Raw genomic sequence first — 15,070 nt, 5'->3', positions numbered from 1 at the left:
CCGTTGCCGCTCCCGCCGCACCGGCGCCCCCGGCCGGACCCGCGCCACTGCCCGCCCGTCCGGGACGCCCCCTCCACCACCGCCTGCTGGTCCCGCTCGCCGTGGCCGTTCTGCTCCTCCAGATGGCGGTGGCGATGATCACCACGGCGGTCGAGCAGACGCCCACCATCGACGAGCCGGTGTACGTCGGTACGGCGGCCGTCTATCTTCACGAGCACAGCCTGCGCCTCAACCCCGAGCATCCGCCGCTGGGCAAGCTGCTCATCGCCGCCGGGGTGGCCGTCGCCGGCCCGCACTTCGACCGGGGCCATGGCGGCGACCAGAGCCGGGTGGGCCGCCATCTCCTCTACGAGTCCGGCAACGACCCCTGGCGGCTGATGCTGTGGGCGCGCCTGCCGGTGATCGCGCTGACGTTGCTCTTCGGGCTGGTGGTGTTCGCCTTCGGCCGTGAACTCGCCGGTGTGGTGGGCGGGTTGGGGGCGCTCGCGCTGTACGCGTTCTCGCCGGACGTCGTCGCGCACGGCTCGCTGGCCACGCTCGACGTACCGGCCGCCGGGTTCGTGCTGACGTCGGTGTGGCTGTTGTGGCGCGCCGGGCGGCGGCCCCGGCTGTATCTGCCGCTGGCCGGTGCGGCGCTCGGGGCAGCGGCGGCGACCAGGATGAACACGCTGGCCGCCGCCCCCGTGCTGCTTGTGCTGGCAGGCCTGTCGGTGTGGAGGGCCCGGCGGCGCACGGCGGCCCCGGAGTCCCGCCCGAAGCTGCTCGCGCGGGCCCTCGCGGGCGCGGTCCTGGTGGCGCTGGTCGCGGTGGCCGTCGTATGGGCGTCGTATCTCGCCGTCGATCCCCGGCTGCGCTGGGCACCGGCGCCCGGCGAGATCCCGGCCGTGCACGGGCTGCGGGGGTGGCTGACCGGTCTGCTGCCCTTCCCCGAGGTCTACCGCGACGGGATGCGACTCCAGTTCGGTCTGGAGAACGCGCACTGGGAGGGCTTTCTCTTCGGGCGGCGCTACGAGGGGTCCCTCTGGTACTACCTGCCGGCCGCGCTCCTGGTGAAGACACCGCTCGGTGCGCTGGCACTGTGGGCGGCGGGCGCGACCGCACTCCTGACTGTTCGTCAACTGCGTCCGGCCTCACCCTACTTGCTGCTTCCAGCGGCGGTTCTGCTGGCCGCCGCCATGTCCGGGCAGCGGAACCTCGGGGTGCGGTACGCCGTCTTCGTGCCGATTTTCGGGGCGGTGGCGGCGGCCGGTGCGCTCGCGCTGCGGCGGCGGTGGGTGCCGGTCGTCGCGGCCGGGCTGCTGGCGTTCGTGGCGGTCAGTTCGCTGCGCGCGTTCCCCTTCTACCTGCCGTACGCCAACGAGGCGTTCGGCGGACCGGCCCGCACGCACGAGTGGCTGCACGACTCCAACGTCGACTGGGGCCAGGATCTGGGGCGGCTCGCGGACCGGCTCCGGGACCGGTACTCGGGGCAATGGGTCTGGCTGGTCTACAAGGGCAGCGGTGTGCCGTCGTACTACGGGATCCACGCGTCGGATCCGCGCCGGCAGCCGGAACGGAAGGTGCGCGGGCTGCTGGTGGTGTCGGACTCCTCGGTCGCCAAGGCGCGGGGGCGGCTCGCGCGGCTGATCCACCACAGCCACGAGGTCGGCGAGGTCGGTCACTCGATCACGATCTTCCGCAGGTGAACGGTGAGCTATGTTTTGTCGCTGTGGGAGACGAACGAGGCACATCGGGGCCTTCGCCGCAGCAGGCACGCGCCCAGGCGTCCGCGATCACTTCGGGCCGGACCGCCCCGGAGACGGAAGCGGCGCCGGCCTCTCAGTTGCGGGAGTTGTTCGACGGGCCCCGGCTCTCCCCCGGGCAGCGGCGCATCGCGCAGTATCTGATCGAGCACATCACCGAGGCCGCGTTCCTGTCGATCACGGAGCTGGCGGACCGGGTGGGCGTGAGCCAGCCGTCGGTGACCCGGTTCACCGCAGCCGTCGGCTTCAGCGGCTACCCCGCGCTGCGGGAGCGGCTCCAGGCCATCGCGCTCAGCACGCTCGCCAGCGCGCCGGGCACGGCGGAGGAGAACCGGAGCAATGAACTCCAGGAGGCCGTGGTCGCGGAGATCGCGAACCTGGAGAACCTGCGGCGCGACTTCGCCGACCCCGAACGGGTGATCGAGGTCGGCCGTAGTCTGTCGCGCTCGACCCCGCTGACCGTGCTCGGTCTGCGCATCTCCGGCTCGCTCGCCGAGTACTTCGCCTATGCGGCCCGCCGTATCCACCCCGACGTACGGCTGGTGACCCGGGGCGGCAGCGTCGCCTACGACGCGCTCCTCCAGTCACGGGAGGCCGGGGGCACCTGGGTGCTGGCCTTCTCGATGCCCCGGCACGCGCAGGAGACGCTCACGGCGGTGCGGGTGGCCCGGCGGGCCGGGCTGCGGGTGGCGCTGATCACCGATCTGGCCCTCGGCCCGCTGGCCGACGAGGCCGACGTCACCTTCGCCACGGGCACGGGCTCCCGGCTGGTGTTCGACTCGTACGCCGGACCCGCGGTGCTGTCGGCGGCGCTGCTCCAGGCCATGACGGACGCCGATCCGGAGCGGACGCAGGGGCGCCTGGAGGAGTACGAGCAGAGCGCCGATCTGCACCAGTTCTTCCTCCGGGACTGACACGGCACCCCGGGTGGCCTATGTGCCGGTATGCGCGTTCATCCCGCTTTCTACCTGAATTTTTTCATACTTCTTGCAAACGGGACCGTATATATAAATACTGCTCACGGATCGCGTCCCGGCGGTGGGACTCCGGTACGTGATCCACGCCTGCGCACCCGCTGCCGCCGTCCCCTACCCGCGTCGGCGCCTCGGGTGTCCGGACGGGTGTCGCCTTGCGCGAACGCCCGTTGCGGCCCCGGCCATTCCCTGGGCCGGGGCCGCAAGAACCCGTCGCACCACCCTGCCGACGCCGCACTCCCGGAAGCGATGACCCATGCCCATGACGCCCACGATGACCACGCGGATCAGCCCGGACTGGCCCTGCCAGGTCAAGATCCCCGGCAGCTACGACTGGGAGCGCTCGGCGGTCAAGTGGCTGCGCGAGCTCGTGCCGACGCGTTACGCGGGTTACCCCACCTTGATCCGCCACCCCGTCCTGCTGGCCCGCCACGCGACCATCCAGGTCCAGCACGAGATCCGGGTCGCCCGCACCGCCCTCCAGACGGCCCGCACGGACCTGCCCGGCCTCGGCCTGAGCGAGTCGGTCATCGAGCACACGATCAGGATGTACGCCGCCGAGGTGCTCCAGCTCCAGCACATCGCCCGCAGCATCCGCTCGGTCACCCAGGCCCTGGTCGAGGCCCACGCCGCCCGCTGAGATCGCCGCACGGCCCGGTCTCCTGCTCGATGGCCCCTTCAGGACCCCGTACGGGACTCCAGGTCCTTGCGCGTGTCGTTGCCGTAGACGCCTGTCTCGTCGCCGCGGATGCCGTACCAGAGCTGGAATCGGGCCACGGCCTCGGTGAGGGTGCTGTCGTAGGTGCCGTTCGTGGCGCCGTTGGTGTAGACGTCCGGGATGCGCAGCAGACGTTGCTGAAGCTCGGTCACCTCGGGGCCGCTGGCCCCCTCGCGCAGGGTGCCGTCGCCGTCCGGGTCGGCCGCGGCGGGAGCCGACGGCGTGGGGACGGCGGCCGGGGTGACCACGGGTGCCGCTCCACCGGTCGGGGTGGCCGAGGGCGCCGGCCGGACCTCGTCGCCCTCGGCGCTGCCCGGAAGCAGCAGGGCCGATCCGAAGCCGACCAGGGCCGCCGCGCTCACGGCGACCGCGATGGCGGCCCGTCGCAGGTTCGGACCGAACCCGAAGCCCTGGTCGACGGGTTCCGTACGCTCGGCATGTCTGCGGCGGGAGACGGGGGGCAGTTCCTGCGTCACGTCCTCGGCGCCCGGAGCCGGGCGGGGCAGGGGCACGGACTCGTAGCCCTCCGGAATTCCGCCGGCCATCGCCTCCTCGTGCTCCCGCATGAGCTGTGCCAGTGACTCGGTGCGGCGGCGACGCACGACACGCGTCGGCTCCAGGGGTCGGCGGCCCTCCGGCCGGCCGGGCGGTGTCGACACTCTGCTCCCCTTCCTCGCGTACGGACTCCACACGGGCCACGCACGGCGATGCCGCCGCCCGCTCCGTGGAGTGATACGCGGTCAGGTGCCGCCGGGTTCACCGCGACGGGGGAAGGTTGCGGAAGTCCGGCGTCCGGGCCCGGTTCACCGCTGGTCCGGGCCGGCCCTCTCGACGAAGCGGTCCAGGTGGTCCGGGGCCGGGCGCAGCAGGCCGTCGCGCATCGCGAGGGCGGTGGCCTCTGCGCGGGAGGCGGCGCCGGTCTTGCGGAGCAGATGCTCGATGTGGCTGTGCACGGTTCGTGGGGACAGGAACAGCGCCTGGGCGATGGCCTGGTTGGTCTGCCCGGTGGCGGCCCGTGTGAGCACCTCCAGCTCGCGCGGGCTGAGCCCGTACGGCAGTCGGGTCGGCGTCTCATGGACCAGTACCGCCTGCGCCGGGCCGGCCAGGCCGGGGGCCGTGAGGTGCCGGTGGAGGGTGACGCGGTACCAGGTGCCGTCGAGCGGCCACAGCAGCCGCAGCCGTCGGCCGCCCGTCTCGGTGAAGGCCCGCAGCAGGGGACGGAACTCGTCGTCCCCGGCCACCCGGGCGGGCTCCCGCCCCGGCAGTTCCACGCTGCCGCCCTCGGCGACCAGGCTCGCCGCGCCTTCCGGTGGCAGTCCGTGCAGGTCGCCGGTGTGCGCGGTCGGGTCGACGAGCGCGCCGAGGGCGGGGATGACGGAGGCCAGGAGGAGGCGGGCCTCGGTGTCGTAGGCGTCCGGGTCGCGGGTGGAGAGGTTGATCAGGCCGACGAGCCGGCCGTCGTGCCGGAGCGCTCCGGTCATGGCGTCGCGCAGGCCTGCCGGGCGGACCCGGTCGGCGTAGAACCAGCCGTGCCGGAAGCGCTGGCCGGGGTCGGCGGCGTCCTCGGAGATGGAGGGCGGCACCTCCTGGCGGACGACGTTGCGGTACCAGGGGGTGTCGACGAACTCGGCGGCCAGCGCCTGCGAGGTCTCGGCGGTGTAGCCGATACCGGCGACCTGGACGTGCTCGCCGGTCAGCGGGTCGATGGACAGCAGGGTCGCCACGTCGAGGGGCAGCGCACTGCCGAGTTCGTCCAGGGCCTGGGCGCAGGCCGCCAGGGTGTCGCGCTCGCGCGTGAGCATGCCGATGCGGGTGGCCGCCGCGATCTGGCGGTGACTGAGCATGCGTACCTCCGGGGGCTGCCCGGGAGTTGTCCAGAAATCATCCAGGAGCAAAGTCGTTTGGCCCCTAACGTAGGGGTGCGGCCGGTGTCGGGCAAGACGTTCACCGCGATGTAACCGGATCGGTCCCGGCCCGGTCACCGGGAGGGAGCCCGGCCGGGACGCGGTCCGGACACGGTCCGGATTCGGCGGTCGGTATTTGTACGGATGGTGCGGCGGCGCCGTGGGGTCTTTTCTGTTCGGCACGGCCGGTCCTCACGACCGGCGGCGTCACAAGCCCCCTCGCAGCCCGTCCGCGACGGGCACGTCCCCCGGGAGAGCACCGCCATGACCACATCCCCGTTCGCCGGCACCGCGGCCTCGCGCAGACAGTTCCTCGCCTGGTCCGGTACGGCCCTCGCCCTCGGCGCCGCCGGCTGTTCGGCACCCGGCGGCAGCGCGGCGTCCTCGGGGCAGAAGGCCGCCGCCGCCAAGGGCTCCGCCGAGCCCCTGACGAAAGTCGGCCTGGACTATCCCTTCACCCAACTCCCGCTCTACGCCACCCTGGTGAAGCTCTCCACGGCCGCCGCGAAGAAGCACGGGGTCTCCCTGCTGACGACCAGCGACGGCAGCATCCCCGACACCCAGGCGACCAACCTCAACACCTGGGTCGCCCGCAAGACCCCGGCGATCGTGTCGTTCCCGATGGTGTTCGAGGCGACCGAGGCGATCGCCAAGGCCGCGCTGGACGCGGGCCTGATCTGGGTGACGTACGGCGGCACCATGGAGCACCAGAGCGCCGACATCCGGTTCAGCTTCCGGGAGGGCGGCGCCCTGCTCGGCGAGGCGGCGGCCAAGTGGGCGCTGGAGAACCTGGGCGGCAAGGGCAAGATCGCCTTCCTCACCGACAGCACGATCGAACTGGGCCGCGAGCGCACCAAGGGCATGATCGACGCCTTCACCAAGCTGGCGCCGGGTGTCGACGTGGTCGCCCAGGAGCAGGCCATCGACCCGGACACGGGCCTGACGAAGACCAAGGCCATCCTGGCCAAGCACCCCGACCTCAATCTGGTGCTCGGGGTCACGGACGCGTCGGCGTACGGCGGGTTCAAGGCGCTGGAGCAGACGGGGCGGGCGAAGGACGACGCGAAGACGTTCGTCGGCGGGCAGGACGGCGCGGCGCCCTCCCTCATCGCGATCAAGCAGGGCACGTTCTACCGCGCCTCGGCCGCCCTCGCCCCGCAGGACATCGCCAACGCCATCGTGGACGTGCCCCTCGCGGTCGCGGCGGGCAAGGCGAACCCGGGCGTGGAGGTGCCGATCGCCCTCGTCGGCCGCCAGGACACCGTGAAGATCGACGCGCTGCTCGCCCAGAACGGCTAGGGGACCGTCATGACGGAGGAAGGCCTTCGGATCCGCGGCCTGACCAAGTCCTTCGGTGGGGTCCGGGCCCTGGACCGCGTGGACCTGACGGTGCCGATGGGACAGGTCCACGCCCTGCTCGGGCACAACGGCGCCGGCAAGTCCACGCTCATCAAGTGCCTGGGCGGGGCCTTTCCGCCGGACTCGGGCACGATCGAGGTCGGCGGGCGGGCGTACGAGCGGCTGAGCCCGCGCGAGTCGATCACGGCGGGCGTGGCGATCATCTTCCAGACGCTGAGCGTGGTCGACGCGCTGACCGTCTCCGAGAACATCTTCCTCGGCCAGGAGTGGACCCGGTACGGCTGGATCGACCGCCGCGCCCAGGAAGAGGTCGCCGCCGGACTCCTCGAACGGGTCGCGGCGACCTGCTCACCACGCGACCGGGTGGGCGAACTCCCCATGGGCCAGCGCCAGTTGGTGGAGATCGCCAAGGCGCTCAGCCGCAGCGCCTCCGTCCTGGTCCTGGACGAGCCGACCGCCGCCCTCTCCACCGCCGAGAGCGACGCCCTCGCCGAACGGGTCGAGGACCTGCGCACCCAGGGACTCGCCATCGTCTACGTCACCCATCTGCTGGCCGAGGTGGAACGCCTCGCGGACGCGGTCACCGTCCTGCGGGACGGCCGCGTCGCCCATCACGCGGTGGGCGCCGGACAGCGCCGCCGGGACCTGGTCGCCGCCATCGCCGGACGACCGGCCGAGACACCGGACAAAACGCCGGACAAGGCTCCCGTGGGGGACACCGACACCACACCCCGCGCCACGACCTCCCCCGCCGCTCACGTGGCGCGGGGTGTGGGCCCGTCCGACGGCGGCCTGGTCCTGGAGGGCCTGCGCGGTCCCGGCTTCGGGCCCGTCTCCCTCACCGTGGGCAGCGGTGAACGCGTCGGGCTGTACGGGCTCATCGGCTCCGGTCGTACGCGCATCCTGGAGACCCTGTACGGCAGACGGCGCGCGTCCGGCGGCACCGTCCGGGTCGGTGACCGTACCGTCGCCGCCGCCCGGCCCGGCGACGCGCTGGCCGCCGGGATCGCCCTCGTCCCGGCGGACCGGCGCAGGCAGGGACTGTTCCCGACGCTCAGCGCCCATGACAACGCGCTGCTTCCGGCGGTGCGCCCGCTGTCCCGGTCCGGCGTACGGGCACTCGGCGCCGAGCGGCGGGTGTTCGACGCGCTGGCCGGCGCGGTGGGCCTGCGTCCGGCGCGCCCCCGGCTGCCGGCGGGCTCGTTCTCCGGCGGCAACCAGCAGAAGCTGGTGCTCGGCCGGTGGATCAACGACACCAGGGGCATCCGCGCGCTGCTCCTCGACGAGCCGACCCAGGGCGTCGACGTGGGCGCCCGGGAGGAGATCTACCGGGTCGTGCGCTCCCTCGCCGAGGACCGGGGCACTGCCGTGCTGTTCGCGTCCAGCGACCCGGAGGAGATCGTCGAGCTGGCCGACCGGTGTCTCGTAGTCGCCGGGGGCCGGGTCGTCGGCGAGCTGTCCGGGGCCGAACTGACCGAGGAGGCCCTGTTGTCGGCAGTGCACGAGGCGTCCGATGTCTCCGTATCCGCCGATGTCTCCGTATCCGCCGATGTCTCCACATCCGCCGATGTCTCCGGGATCTCCGATCCTTCCGACGCCACACCCGCACATCAGCAGTCCGTCACCGCCGAAGGAGCAGTATGACCACCGCCGACTCCGTCCTCGTGCGCCCGCGCGCCCTCGCCGTGGGTGGTCTCGGTACCCTACGACGGCATCCGCTGATCCTGGTGCTGGCCGTGATGGTGCTGGTGTTCCAGGTGTCGACGGGGAGTTTCCTCGACCCGGCCAATCTGCGCGGGATCGCCACCGACGCGGCCACCCTCGCCATCGTCGCCGTGCCTCTCGCGCTGCTGGTGATCAGCGGATACCTCGATCTGTCGGTCGGTTCGACGCTCGCCCTGGGCGGACTGGTCGCCGGGTGGCTGGCCGGGCAGGGGCAGTCACCGGTCCTCGCCGTGCTGGGCGGACTGGCCGCCGGGGCGGCGGTCGGTGCGGTGAACGGGGTGCTGTGCTGCTACTTCGGGCTCTCGGCGTTCATCGTGACGCTGGGCATGCTGACCGCCGTACGCGGTCTCGCACAGCAGCTCTTCCCGCTGCCGCTCAGCGGCTTCGGCCCCGGGTTCGCCTGGCTGGGCGGGTCGCGGATCGCCGGGATCGCGGCGCCGGTCGTGATCGCCGCCCTCGTGCTGGTCGCGGGGGCCCTGTTCCTGGCGCTCACCCCGGCCGGGCGGCATGTCTTCGCGATCGGGGTCAACCGGGAGGCGGCGTATCTGTCCGGGATCAGCATCCGGCGTACGCCCTTCGCGCTCTTCGTCGTCACCGGAGTGGCCGCCGCGCTGGCCGGGTCCATCAAGGCGTCCGTGCTGGACAGTGCGGTCGGCGGGACCTCGGGGGCCGGGTTCGAGCTGACCGTGCTGACCGCCGTACTGCTGGGCGGGGTCGCGCTCAGCGGCGGCTCCGGGTCGGTGCTCGGGGTGCTGCTCGGCGTGCTGTTCCTCGGCAGCCTGCAGAACGGGCTGACCCTGCTCGACGTGCCCACCTTCTGGCAGCAGATGGCACAGGGGACCGCGCTGGTGGCGGGCGCCGCGCTCGCCCACTTCGCGCCCCGGTCGGCCCGGTAGCCGCAGTGGGCACGGCAGGCACCTGTGGCCGTCACCTCATCACCATCAACCCCGTGAACTCTGCGTATCCGAAAGAGGTCCTCGCGTGAGCGACAGCGCTCCCACCCTGATCCTGACCGGCGGTCAGGTCCTCACCGTCGACGGCGACTTCACCGTGGCGGAAGGCGTCGCCGTGCGCGGCCGGGACATCGTCGCCGTCGGGTCCGACGCCGAGATACGCGCCCTCGCCGGCCCGGACACCCACGTCGTCGAACTGGACGGTCGTACGGTCCTGCCCGGCATCAACGACTCGCATCTGCACGGGGCCGCGTACGGCATGACGAAGCCGCCCTTCGCCATCGACGTCGGTCATCCGGCGGTCGGCTCGATCGCCGACATCGTCGGAGCCGTCGAGCGGGCGGCGCACACGGCCCGACCCGGCGAGTGGGTGGTCGGGCTGGGCTGGGACCCCGGCTATCTGGCGGAGTGTCTCGCCGATCCGCGGCGCTTTCCGCACCGCCGGGACCTGGACGCGGTCGCGCCGGACCATCCGGTCTGCCTGACCGACTTCTCCGCGCACATGGCCTGGGTCAACAGCGCCGCCCTGCGCGCCTGCGGGATCGACGCGGACAGCGTGGCGCCGGGCGGCGGGGTCGTCGACCTCGACGCGGACGGGCAGCCCACCGGCATCCTGCGCGAGGCGGCCCAGGGGCTCCTTGAGTCCGGGCTCCCCTCCCCCACCGTCGCCGAGCGGCGCCTGGCCATCCAGGGTGTGGTCCGCGAGCTGCACTCGCGCGGGATCACCAGCTACACCGAGCCCGGTCTCGGTCCGGGCGGTGACGGAACCTTCTCCGGCGGGCTGAGCACCGCCAACTGGACCGCGTACGCCGAACTGGCCGCCGAAGGTGAACTGGACGCCCGTATAAGTGTGTTGCTGCTGCCGGCGCCCATGGGCGGTTCCGCCGACGACATGCGCGAGGGGCTGGCAGAGCTGCGCCGTCCGGAGTCGGCGGATCCCCGGCGCCTCAACGCCATCGGCGTCAAGGTCTTCGCCGACGGGGTGCCGCCGAACCGTACGGCCTGGATGAACGACCCCTATCCCGAGGGCGGCCACGGCGCCCTGTGCGTGCACGGCGCCACGCCCGCCCTCCAGGTGGACGAGTTGCGGGAGATGATCCGGGTCGCGCACGAGGCCGGTTTCCAGCTGGGCGTGCACGTCACCGGGGACCGGGCGATCGACACCGTCGTCGACGCGTTCCTCGACGCCGAGACCGCCGCGCCCCGCACCGACGCCCGGCACTATGTCATCCACGGCGACTTCATCGGCCCGGACAGCCTGGCGAAACTGGCGGCGCACGGGTACGGGGTCAACATGAACCCCGCCATCAAGTGGACCATCTCCGACCTCATGGACGAGGTCGTGGGACCCGTGCGGTCGGCGTACCAGTGGCCGGTGCGGTCGGCGCTCGAAGCCGGGGTGCGGGTGTGCGCCAGTTCCGACGCGCCGGTCACCAAGCCGGACTGGCGCCAGGGCGTGGCCGCGATGCTGCTGCGCGAGTCGAAGGCCAACGGCCGGCCCAGCGGCCCCGAGCAGTGCGTGACGCTCGCCGAGGCGCTGCGCGCCTACACGGCCACCCCGGCCTGGCAGGACTTCGCCGAGGACTGGAAGGGCACCATCGAACCGGGCAGGATCGCGGACCTGTGCGTGCTGGACCGGCCGCTGCTGGATGCCGACCCGCACGACATCACCCGGATCGAGGTGGACCTCACCGTCTTCGACGGGCGCATGGTCTTCGAACGCCGAGGAACCTCAGGGGCCCGATCGGTCTAGGTGCTCGGCGCGGCATCCAGGAACCTGGCCAGGGACGCCTTCAGCGCGGCGACGAACGACTGCCGGTCCTCCTCGCCGAGGGCGTCCAGGGACAGATAGGGATTGAGGTCCTCCAGCTCGACCAGGAGGAGTTCGCCGTCCGGAGCGCGGCAGGCGTCCACCCGCTGGATGCCGTGGCCGAGGCCGTTCCAGTCGATGAAGTGCTGGGCGAAGCGGAGATCGGCCGGGGTGGGCCGGTACGGCTCCAGTTGCCAGCGCCGGTCGGGGTGCGGGGCGTACAGGGCGTACTGGAAGTCGTGGTCGACGAAGCAGAACGAGACCTCGTACGTGAAGTCGATGCGCGGCTGCACGAGGACGGTCCCGTCGGCCAGGCCGGGCAGGCGGTCCTCGGGGACGATCTCCAGGCCCATGGAGTCCGCGCCCAGCTTGGGCTTGACCACGTAGGCGTCGGCCTTCGGCAGCCGGTGCAGGTCCGCCGGGCGGTCGACGGTGGGGATGACGGGGTGGCCGGCGGCGGACAGGTCGACGAGGTACTGCTTGCCGGTCATGTCGGCCTTGCCCGTGAGCGGGTTGTAGACACGGGTCCCTCCCGCGACCGCGCGTTCACGGAAGTCGTCGTACGCGGCCCGGTACCCGAGGACGGGGCCGCTGTTGCGGACCACCACGGCGTCGAAGGCGTCCATCAGCGCGGCCGTGTCCAGCGGATGGCACAGGGCGAGGTCGAAGTCCTCGCGCAGGCGGGAGGTCAGGAAGATGTCCTCGTCGCAGTAGCGTCGGCCGCGTGCCGGGTAGGCAAGGTCGGTGACGTACAGGAGCCGGGGACGGGCGGACGGCATGGACTCTCCCTGGGGGACGGGAATCAGGCGGAACAGGGGCGGCCCGAAGGCGTCACCGTCGGCTGTACCGCCGAGGTTTCCCCGCACCGCATTGTGCCGCCACCCAGGTCAGACACGCTCCCGGGCCGCGCTCACCAGCGCGTCGAAGAGACCCTGTTGTGCCGGGTCCTCGTGTGCGGTGTCCTCGGGGTGCCACTGGACTGCCGTGAACCAGCCCCGGGCGGTGGGCAGTTCGAGTGCCTCGATCGTGCCGTCCGCCGCTGTCGCGGTGACTTCCAGGCCGGTGCCCGGGCGGTCGACGCGCTGGTGGTGGTAGCAGGACACCTCCGCCTTCTCCGCGCCGGAAACCCTCGCCAGCAGTGAGTTCTGACGGATCGTCACCGGGTGGACGACATGCCGGTGTTCGCGTTCCGGTCCGCCCATGTCCTGGTGCAGGGTGCCGCCCAGGGCGACGTTGACGACCTGGAGACCCCGGCAGATGGCGAGGAGCGGGAGACCCACGTCCAGTGCGCCGCGGGCGACTTCGAGGTCGAAGGTGTCCTGGAGGTCGTCGACGTCGTACACCGTGTCGTGGGTGTCGGGGGCGCCGTAGCGGTGCGGGGCGAGGTCGCCGCCGCCGGGGAGCAGGACGCCGTCGAAACGGGCCAGGCGCGCGGCCGTGTCGCCTTCCGCGGGATGGATGCTCGCCGGTTCGCCGCCCGCCCGCCAGACTGCCTCGATCAGGGCGCGGGCGTTGACCTCGGCGGCGTAGCGCAGCGCGGAGGTGGAGGCGGCGAAGCGTGCCGGAATCGCGATGAGTGGTCTTGCCGGTGTCGTCACAGCTGGATCCAGGTGGTCTTGAGCTCGGTGTACTTCTCCAGGGCGTGCGCGGACTTGTCGCGGCCGTTGCCGGACTGCTTCATTCCGCCGAAGGGGACAGTCAGGTCGCCCTCCTCGTAGCAGTTGACCCAGACCGTGCCTGCCTTCAGGGCCCGGGAGACCTGGTGGGCGGTGGTCAGGTTCGAGGTCCACAGGCCGGCGGCGAGGCCGTACTCGGTGGCGTTGGCAAGCCGTACCGCCTCGTCCACGTCGTCGAAGGTGAGGACGGACAGGACGGGGCCGAAGATCTCCTCGCGGGAGAGGCGCATGTCCGGGCCGACCTGGTCGAAGACGGTCGGTGAGAGGTAGGAGCCGCCGGTTGTTTCCAGGACGCGGGTGCCGCCGGTGCGCAGTCGGGCGCCCTCCGTCTCGCCCGTGCCGATGTGGTCGAGTACGCGGCCCAGGTGGGCCTCGCCGACCAGCGCGCCCATCTCCGTGGCGGGGTCGAGCGGGTCGCCGACACGCAGTTCGCGTGCCCGGCGGACGATCTCATCGGTGACCTGCTCGGCGACGGAGGAGTGGACCAGGAGCCGGGAGGGTGCGGTGCACATCTCGCCCTGGTTGAAGAAGATGCCCCAGGCCGCGGTGGCGGCGGCCTTCTCCAGGTCGGGGGCGTCGGGAAGGATGATGTTGGGCGACTTGCCGCCCAGCTCCAGCCAGACGCGCTTGAGGTTGGAGTCCGCGGAGTAGCGGAGGAAGTGGCGGCCTACGGCTGTTGAGCCGGTGAAGGCCAGTACGTCGACGTCCGGGTGGAGACCGAGCGTTCGTCCGGCGCCCGGTCCGTCGCCGGTGACGACGTTGAGGACGCCCGGTGGCAGCCCTGCCTCGGTGCCGAGCCGGCCGAGCGCCGACGCGGACAGCGGGGAGTTCTCCGACGGCTTGAGTACGACCGTGCAGCCGGCGGCGAGTGCCGGGGCGACCTTCCAACTCGCCAGCGTGAGGGGGAAGTTCCAGGGGACGACCGCTCCGACGACACCGGCCGGTTCACGGGTGACGAGGGCGAGGGCGTCGGGGGCGGTGTGCGGGGACTCGTCGGTGAGTTTGTCCGCCAACTGCCCGTACCAGCGGAAGGTGTTGATGGCCGCGCGCAGTTCGATGTCGTGCGCGTCCGTGATCGGCTTGCCCATCTCCAGGGTCACCGTCAGGGCGAGCGACTCGCGGTGTTCTTCGAGGAGTTCGGCCATGCGCAGTAGGACCCGGCCCCGTTCGGCGGGTGCCAGGCGCGGCCAGGGTCCGGTGTCGAAGGCCCGGCGGGCGGCGGCTACGGCGGCGTCCACCTCGGCGGGGCCGCCGTCGGCGACGTCGGTCAGCACCTGGCCGTCGCGGGGCGAGACGACGGCGAAGGTGGCACCGCCGCCGGGCTCGTCCCGGCCGTCGATGTGGTGTGCGCCGTACACCGTCGGCGTCTTGGCTCGGGCGAGCCACTCGGCGTGGGTGACAGGCGACATGCGGGCCTCCAGAACAGATGGATATCCAGAACTGATGGATGTGTGGGGAGTGGGGAGTGGTCTCGGGGCGTGGGTGAGGGCCTCCGGAGCGGCGGGTGTCCGCTCCGGAGGCCGGTGAGCGGCCCGGTCAGGCGTGGCCGGCCGGGACGATCGGCGCGGTCAGGCGTCGGCGGACGGTACGCGCCGGCGGGTCAGCCGGGCGGCGAGGAGCCCGAGGGCCATGACGGCCGGGACGGTCAGCTCCAGCCACAGGGCGGTGGTGCTGTCGCCTCCGATGAGGGTGGTGAAGTTGTCCAGGATCAGCCAGACCGCCGCCGCGACGGCGACCGTGGCCAGGGCGGGGGCGATCAGCGTGTTCCACAGGCGCGTGTCGAGGCGCTCGCGGCGGAAGAAGACGACCACGGAGACCGAGGTCAGCAGGTAGAGGAGCATCATCCCGAGGACGGCGACTCCGCTGAACCAGGAGAAGAGGGTGAGGACCGGGTCCTTGCCCGCGAGGGCGAAGGGCACCACCAGGGCCACCGCGACGGCCGTCTGCACACAGCCCGCCACCCAGGGTGAACGGCGGTTGTTGAGCGTACAGAGGCGGCCGGGGAGCAGCCCGTCGCGGCCGAGGGAGAACAGGTAGCGGTTGGCCGAGTTGTGGAAGCAGAGCAGACCGGCGAAGAGGGAGGTGGCGAGGAGGACGGGCAGGACGTCGTTGACCCAGTTGCCGAACTCGGCAGCGATCGGCGCGAAGACGAACGCGGTCGAGTCACCGCTCTGCAGTGCCTTGCCCGCCGCCTCGACGGCCGTCGAGG

At 72.2% G+C, this 15,070-nt stretch carries 13 protein-coding genes; 7 read left to right on the top strand and 6 right to left on the bottom strand.

The annotated features are described in order from the left end of the window. The 3 genes from AOK08_RS36370 to AOK08_RS36360 form a co-directional block, all read left to right on the top strand. Nucleotides 1-1,685, top strand: a 1,685-nt coding sequence (locus AOK08_RS36370) for an ArnT family glycosyltransferase (protein WP_055534002.1), incomplete at its 5' end; no start/stop codon positions are given. Between the two features lie 23 nt (nucleotides 1,686-1,708). Beyond that, a complete protein-coding gene (locus tag AOK08_RS36365) occupies nucleotides 1,709-2,656 on the top strand; it encodes a MurR/RpiR family transcriptional regulator (RefSeq protein ID WP_055533998.1) in 948 nt (315 codons plus the stop codon). Nucleotides 2,657-2,978: 322 nt separating this feature from the next. Continuing rightward, entirely contained in the window at nucleotides 2,979-3,356 is a 378-nt protein-coding gene (locus AOK08_RS36360) for a hypothetical protein (protein WP_422125801.1), read from the top strand. Nucleotides 3,357-3,394: 38 nt separating this feature from the next. Here AOK08_RS36360 and AOK08_RS36355 read toward each other — a convergent pair whose 3' ends face one another. Together AOK08_RS36355 and AOK08_RS36350 are read right to left on the bottom strand one after the other, a co-directional pair. Further along, a complete protein-coding gene (locus AOK08_RS36355) occupies nucleotides 3,395-4,093 on the bottom strand; it encodes a peptidoglycan-binding domain-containing protein (protein WP_055533994.1) in 699 nt (232 codons plus the stop codon). A 144-nt stretch (nucleotides 4,094-4,237) separates the two neighbouring features. Beyond that, complete coding sequence (locus tag AOK08_RS36350) at nucleotides 4,238-5,278, bottom strand: LuxR C-terminal-related transcriptional regulator (RefSeq protein WP_055533993.1); 1,041 nt, start codon at nucleotides 5,276-5,278, stop codon at nucleotides 4,238-4,240. Nucleotides 5,279-5,602: 324 nt separating this feature from the next. Here AOK08_RS36350 and AOK08_RS36345 point away from each other — a divergent pair, with 324 nt between their 5' ends. The 4 genes from AOK08_RS36345 to AOK08_RS36330 all read left to right on the top strand — a co-directional run bounded on the left by AOK08_RS36345 (nucleotide 5,603) and on the right by AOK08_RS36330 (nucleotide 11,128). Then, a complete protein-coding gene (locus AOK08_RS36345; RefSeq protein ID WP_055533992.1) occupies nucleotides 5,603-6,637 on the top strand; it encodes a sugar ABC transporter substrate-binding protein in 1,035 nt (344 codons plus the stop codon). A 9-nt stretch (nucleotides 6,638-6,646) separates the two neighbouring features. Beyond that, nucleotides 6,647-8,341, top strand: a complete 1,695-nt coding sequence (locus tag AOK08_RS36340; RefSeq protein ID WP_055533991.1) for a sugar ABC transporter ATP-binding protein — start codon at nucleotides 6,647-6,649, stop codon at nucleotides 8,339-8,341. Next, on the top strand, nucleotides 8,338-9,318 hold the full coding sequence (locus AOK08_RS36335) for an ABC transporter permease (RefSeq protein ID WP_055533990.1): 981 nt from the start codon (nucleotides 8,338-8,340) through the stop codon (nucleotides 9,316-9,318). The genes AOK08_RS36340 and AOK08_RS36335 overlap by 4 nt, the downstream gene beginning before the upstream one ends. 85 nt (nucleotides 9,319-9,403) lie before the next feature. Beyond that, on the top strand, nucleotides 9,404-11,128 hold the full coding sequence (locus tag AOK08_RS36330) for an amidohydrolase (protein ID WP_055533989.1): 1,725 nt from the start codon (nucleotides 9,404-9,406) through the stop codon (nucleotides 11,126-11,128). Here AOK08_RS36330 and AOK08_RS36325 read toward each other — a convergent pair. From AOK08_RS36325 to AOK08_RS36310, 4 genes are all read right to left on the bottom strand, one after another. Then, nucleotides 11,125-11,964, bottom strand: a complete 840-nt coding sequence (locus tag AOK08_RS36325) for an ATP-grasp domain-containing protein (RefSeq protein WP_055534000.1) — start codon at nucleotides 11,962-11,964, stop codon at nucleotides 11,125-11,127. The genes AOK08_RS36330 and AOK08_RS36325 overlap by 4 nt on opposite strands. 108 nt (nucleotides 11,965-12,072) lie before the next feature. After that, nucleotides 12,073-12,783, bottom strand: a complete 711-nt coding sequence (locus tag AOK08_RS36320; RefSeq protein WP_055533987.1) for a gamma-glutamyl-gamma-aminobutyrate hydrolase family protein — start codon at nucleotides 12,781-12,783, stop codon at nucleotides 12,073-12,075. Next, on the bottom strand, nucleotides 12,780-14,270 hold the full coding sequence (locus AOK08_RS36315; RefSeq protein ID WP_055533985.1) for an aldehyde dehydrogenase: 1,491 nt from the start codon (nucleotides 14,268-14,270) through the stop codon (nucleotides 12,780-12,782). Before AOK08_RS36315 ends, AOK08_RS36320 begins: the two co-directional genes overlap by 4 nt. Nucleotides 14,271-14,429: 159 nt before the next feature. Next, on the bottom strand, nucleotides 14,430-15,070 hold a 641-nt coding region (locus tag AOK08_RS36310), incomplete at its 5' end, for an amino acid permease (protein WP_157876946.1).

The organism is Streptomyces graminilatus, from assembly GCF_001418565.1.
Lineage (GTDB): Bacteria > Actinomycetota > Actinomycetes > Streptomycetales > Streptomycetaceae > Streptomyces > Streptomyces graminilatus.
This window is presented reverse-complemented; position numbering and strand designations above follow the sequence as displayed.

Excerpts from the sequence above, each read along its gene's own strand:
- AOK08_RS36360 (WP_422125801.1), top strand. The coding sequence starts at position 2,979 with ATGACGCCCACGATGACCACGCGGATCAGCCCGGACTGGCCCTGCCAG.
- AOK08_RS36350 (WP_055533993.1), bottom strand. The coding sequence starts at position 5,278 with ATGCTCAGTCACCGCCAGATCGCGGCGGCCACCCGCATCGGCATGCTC.
- AOK08_RS36345 (WP_055533992.1), top strand. The coding sequence starts at position 5,603 with ATGACCACATCCCCGTTCGCCGGCACCGCGGCCTCGCGCAGACAGTTC.
- AOK08_RS36340 (WP_055533991.1), top strand. The coding sequence starts at position 6,647 with ATGACGGAGGAAGGCCTTCGGATCCGCGGCCTGACCAAGTCCTTCGGT.
- AOK08_RS36335 (WP_055533990.1), top strand. The coding sequence starts at position 8,338 with ATGACCACCGCCGACTCCGTCCTCGTGCGCCCGCGCGCCCTCGCCGTG.
- AOK08_RS36325 (WP_055534000.1), bottom strand. The coding sequence starts at position 11,964 with ATGCCGTCCGCCCGTCCCCGGCTCCTGTACGTCACCGACCTTGCCTAC.
- AOK08_RS36315 (WP_055533985.1), bottom strand. The coding sequence starts at position 14,270 with ATGTCGCCTGTCACCCACGCCGAGTGGCTCGCCCGAGCCAAGACGCCG.